This window comes from Micromonospora craterilacus (assembly GCF_003236315.1).
GTDB lineage: Bacteria > Actinomycetota > Actinomycetes > Mycobacteriales > Micromonosporaceae > Micromonospora > Micromonospora craterilacus.
This window is the reverse complement of the sequence record NZ_POTY01000356.1, coordinates 1-4,486: the sequence shown is the minus strand read 5'-3', so window position 1 is coordinate 4,486 and position 4,486 is coordinate 1. Positions and strand designations below refer to the sequence as shown.

Below are 4,486 nucleotides of genomic sequence, written 5' to 3'. Positions count from 1 at the left end.
CCCACCCACCACCCCGCCGATCATGCAGTGGTGGTGCCCGAAAGCCGCTGTTCACGGCCTTGTGGGGCACCACCACTGCATGGTCAACGCGATCGCCGTCAGGCGGGGAGGCCGCCTACCTGGGTGTTGATCCAGGAACGGATGGAGGAGAGGTCACCGTAGATGGAGGGGCCGGTGGCGCAGGTGGAGTTGTTGTTGCCCGCCCGGCTGGTCGCGCCGATCACGTTCCACACGCCGTTGATCCGGCGCACCTGCGGGCCGCCCGAGTCGCCGTAGCAGGCGCCGGAGTTGCCGTTGGTGTTGTCGGTGCAGATCTCGTACGGACCGTTGATGCCACTGCACCGGCTGTCGGCCACGATCGAGGTGTCCAGCTCGTTCGCCACGGTGGGCGCGGAGCCGCAGCCACGGGGCGCGCAGGTCTGTCCCCAGCCGATGATCCGGGTGGCGGTGCCGACCGCGCCGGAGGAGGTCGGGATCGGTGCCGGGGCGTAGCTGACGGAGCTCGACAGCTGGAACAGCTTGACGTCGATGGTCGGGTGGTTGACCGCCCGGCTCACCCCGACAACGACGCCGCCGCTGCTGCGGTTGGTGCTGCCCACCCGCACCGACGACGGGGTCGGGCAGTGCTTGGCGGTGACCACCCAGTTGGCCTTGATCAGGGTGCCGGTGCAGCCGGAGGTGTAGACCAGCCACGGGTAGTTCTCGGTGGCCGGGCGGCCGCCGACCACGAACGTGCCGAAGTCCGCGTCCTCGGTCCAGGTGTACGTGCCGGCGACGGCCGGGGCGCTCAGGCTGCCGGCGAAGAGCTGGTTGACCCGGCTCGCCTCGGCCGCGCTGGGGTTGGCGTTGGTGCACGAGACCGGCGCGCTGCTGCCGGACATCAGGTCGGAGCAGAGCCCGGTACGCCGGTCGGGCAGGCCGAGGATGTGGCCGAACTCGTGGGTGGCGATGCGGGTGCGGTGGTAGCCCTGGTTGACCGCCTGCCACCCCATCCAGATCCGGCCGGAGCCGAGCCCGGTCACCTGTGCCCGGGGCCAGCCGCTGTCGACCAGGATGGTGACGTTGGCGGGCGTGCCGGGCACCAGCCGGACGTTGCTGACCCGGCTGTTCCAGATCTGGGCGGCCTGGTCGAAGTTGGTCCGGAACTCGCCGGCCTGGCTGGCGTCGTAGTAGACGGTCCGGGCGGCGGACGCGCCGGCGGCCGTGGCCACCTGCACTCCGGTCGCGGCCAGCACCGCCGCCAGCGCGACGGTCGCCGCGCGCAGCAGTTGTCGTCGGATCATCACGCACTCCCCTGCGGATACCCGCGGCGCGCCGATGCGCCGCAATCGATGTGCGTGAATATTAATAGTCATCCTTCGATAGATGCCATCGCGGACGTGTCATACCGCCCGAGGCTGTTACCCGGGCGTTACTCCGCGGTGAAGCTCCCGTGGCGGGCCGTGCCGACGGTGGAGACCGACGAGGTCAGCGCCCGACCGCACGGCACATACCCGGCGACGGGCGGGCAGAGAGGAGACGACGATGAGAATCAGAAGGACCATGGCGGCCCTGGTCGTGGCGCTCACCGCGCTGCTCGCCGGTGCCGCCACCGCCGCACCGAGCACGGCGGCGACCGGTGCGCCGTACTGCGGGATCACCTGGGGCAGCGGGGGCAAGGCGGCCGGGAAGCTGAGCAGCGCCCCGCTGGGCGCGGTGCGCACCGGCCGGCACGACTGCTACGACCGGGTGGTGTTCGAGTTCAACGGCAAGGTCACCGGCTACGCCGTCGGCTACGGCGAGACGTACACCGAGGGCGAGGGGCAGGCACTGTCGCCGTACACCGCCGGCGGCGCGCTGCTGCGGGTCTCGCTGCGCGCGCCGGCGTACGACGACCGGCACGCGGCCACCGTGCCGTACCGGGTCGGCGACCACGCGGCCAACGTGCTGCGCTACCGGACGCTGCGTGACGTGGTCTTCGGGGGCAGCTTCGAGGGCTACACCACCTTCGCCGTCGGCGTGCGGGCGCGGCTGCCGTTCCGGGTGTTCGTCCTGGCCGGCCCCGGTACGCACAGCCGGATCGTGCTCGACGTGGCGCACCAGTGGCAGCAGTGACCAACCACGGGGGCGGGGGTCCGGCACCGGCCGGTCCCCCGTTCCCGGCCGTCACGCCGAGCGACGATCGGGCCCCCGCGGACTACCCTGGGTGCATCATGGACGGCCGCGTACTGGTGGTCGAGGACGACGCCTCCATCCGGGAGGTCACCGCCCTCGGGCTGCGCCGCGCCGGCTTCCGGGTCGACACCGCCGTCGACGGCCGGCAGGCGCTGGCCGCCTGGCGGGCCGGGCCGGTCGACCTGATCGTGCTGGACGTGATGCTGCCCGGGCTGGACGGCCTCGAAGTGTGCCGGGAGATCCGGCGTACCAGCGCGGTGCCGATCCTCATGCTGACCGCCCGCACCGACACCATCGACGTGGTGGTCGGCCTGGAGTGCGGTGCCGACGACTACCTGCGCAAACCATTCGACCTGCCCGAACTGGTGGCCCGGGTCCGTTCGGTGCTGCGCCGCACGGTGGCCCCGCCCGAGCCGGGCCCGCTGCGGATCGGCCGACTGGAGATCGACCCGGGCGCGTTCGTGGCCCGCCGCGACGGCCACGAACTGCCGCTGTCCACCACCGAGTTCCGCCTGCTACTGGAACTGGCCCGCCGCCCGGGGCAGGTGTTCACCCGCGAACTGCTGCTGGAACGGGTCTGGAACCACAGCTATCTGGGCGACAGCCGACTGGTCGACGTGGCGGTGCAGCGGCTGCGCGCGAAGGTCGAGGACGACCCCGGCAACCCGCGCCTGATCCGCACGGTACGCGGCGCCGGCTACAAGTTCTCCACCGGATGACCGGGGGGCGGCGATGGCCACGGAAACCGTACGTCCCGGCCGGCTGCGCCGCCGGCTGACCATCGCGTTCGTACTGGTCGCCGGAGTCTCCGCGGGCGTCCTCGCCGGCGGCTCCTACCTGCTGCTGCGACAGGCCCGCTACGACGCCTCGCTGCACGCCGCCGCCGCCGACGCCCGCTACCAGCTGGTGCTGGCCGGCCAGTTCCTGCCGTTGACCGAGCAGCGCCGCACCGAGCTGCTCACCAGCTTCGAGGGCAGCGGCCGGCACGTGGTGCTGGTCGCCGGGGACGCCTGGCCGTCACACCCGGCGGACCTGCCGCCGCTGGGCGAGCAGCTGCGGGCCACGGTCGCGGCCGGACAGCTCGGCTACGAGCGCAGCACCGGGCCGCCCCGGCTGCTGGTGGTCGGCGGCCGGATCCCCGGCTCCACCGCCGAGCTGTACGTCATCACCGGGGAGGACGACCTCGCCGCCGGGCTGGGCCAGCTGCGCAACGCCCTCACGGCGGGCTGGGTCATAGTGGTGCTGCTCGCCGCCGCGGTCGGGCACACCCTCGCCCGACGCACCCTGGAACCGGTGGGCCGGGCCAGCCGGGCCGCCCGGGCGATCACCGAGAGGCTGTCGGGAATCTCCGAGGTGAGCGGGACGGAGCTGGCCACCCGGCTGCCGGTACGCGGCCGGGACGAGTTCAGCGCCTGGGCCGCCTCGTTCAACGAGATGGCCGAGGCGCTGGAGGCCAAGATCGCGGCGCTGCACCGGGCGCAGGAGCGGGAGCGGCGGTTCACCGCCGACGTGGCGCACGAGCTGCGTACCCCCGTCACCGCCCTGGTGGCCGCGGCCTCGCTGCTGCGCGACCATCTCGACCAGCTGCCCGGCGACGCCCGCCGGGCCGGCGAGCTGCTGGTCACCGACGTGGTCCGGCTACGCCGGCTGGTGGAGGACCTGATGGAGATCTCCCGACTGGACGCCGGGCAGGAGGCCGTCGCCGTCGCCGACGTGGACGCGCCGGCCCTGCTGCACGCGATCGTCGCCGCCCGCGGCTGGCAGCGTCGAATCGAGGTCGACGGCGAGCCGGTCCGGCTGCGCACCGACCCGCGCCGGCTGGAACGGGTGCTGGGCAACCTGATCGCGAACGCGGTGCAGCACGGCGACGGCGAGATCCGGGCGCGCGTCAACCGGGCCGGCGGGCGGGTGGTCTTCGAGGTCAGCGACCAGGGGCCGGGCATCCCGGCCGACCATCTGCCGCGCCTGTTCGACCGTTTCCACAAGGTCGATCCGGCGCGCTCCGGCGGCGGCAGCGGGCTCGGCCTGGCCATCGCCCAGGAGAACGCCCGACTGCTCGGCGGCCGGCTGACCGTGCACAGCGCCCCGGGCTTCGGCACCCGATTCCGCCTCGACCTGCCCGACGGCGAAGCCGCCCGGCTCGACAGCTCGGACGCCGCCGTGCTCGACCGGCCCCACACTGGTGCGGTCGGCGCGGTGCTCGACCGGCCCGACCGTTCGGGTGGTGCCGGATGAGCCGCCGCGTGGTCGTGGCGACGACCGTCCTGCTACTCCTGCCCGCCGGCTGTGCGCCGTCGCGGTCCGGATCGCTCGGCCCGGCACCCACCGCCCC

General features: G+C 73.4%; 4 protein-coding genes. 3 read left to right on the top strand and 1 reads right to left on the bottom strand.

Translation table 11 applies throughout. The annotated features are described in order from the left end of the window. Positions 1–98: 98 nt before the first annotated feature. Positions 99–1,283, bottom strand: coding sequence for a snapalysin family zinc-dependent metalloprotease (locus tag C1I95_RS37400; RefSeq protein ID WP_111219615.1), 1,185 nt, complete (start codon positions 1,281–1,283; stop codon positions 99–101). Positions 1,284–1,524: 241 nt separating this feature from the next. Between C1I95_RS37400 and C1I95_RS32005 the strand changes: the two genes are divergently transcribed. The 3 genes from C1I95_RS32005 (at position 1,525) to C1I95_RS31995 (ending at position 4,389) form a co-directional block, all read left to right on the top strand. Further along, complete coding sequence (locus C1I95_RS32005; RefSeq protein WP_111219613.1) at positions 1,525–2,094, top strand: AMIN-like domain-containing (lipo)protein; 570 nt, start codon at positions 1,525–1,527, stop codon at positions 2,092–2,094. Between the two features lie 98 nt (positions 2,095–2,192). Then, entirely contained in the window at positions 2,193–2,873 is a 681-nt protein-coding gene (locus C1I95_RS32000) for a response regulator (protein ID WP_111219617.1), read from the top strand. A gap of 13 nt (positions 2,874–2,886) precedes the next feature. After that, positions 2,887–4,389 (top strand): ATP-binding protein, encoded by a 1,503-nt coding sequence (locus tag C1I95_RS31995; RefSeq protein WP_111219611.1) that lies wholly within the window; start codon positions 2,887–2,889, stop codon positions 4,387–4,389. Positions 4,390–4,486: the final 97 nt, after the last annotated feature.

Coding starts and splice junctions, on each gene's coding strand:
- C1I95_RS37400 (WP_111219615.1), bottom strand. CDS start 1,283: ATGATCCGACGACAACTGCTGCGCGCGGCGACCGTCGCGCTGGCGGCG.
- C1I95_RS32005 (WP_111219613.1), top strand. CDS start 1,525: ATGAGAATCAGAAGGACCATGGCGGCCCTGGTCGTGGCGCTCACCGCG.
- C1I95_RS32000 (WP_111219617.1), top strand. CDS start 2,193: ATGGACGGCCGCGTACTGGTGGTCGAGGACGACGCCTCCATCCGGGAG.
- C1I95_RS31995 (WP_111219611.1), top strand. CDS start 2,887: ATGGCCACGGAAACCGTACGTCCCGGCCGGCTGCGCCGCCGGCTGACC.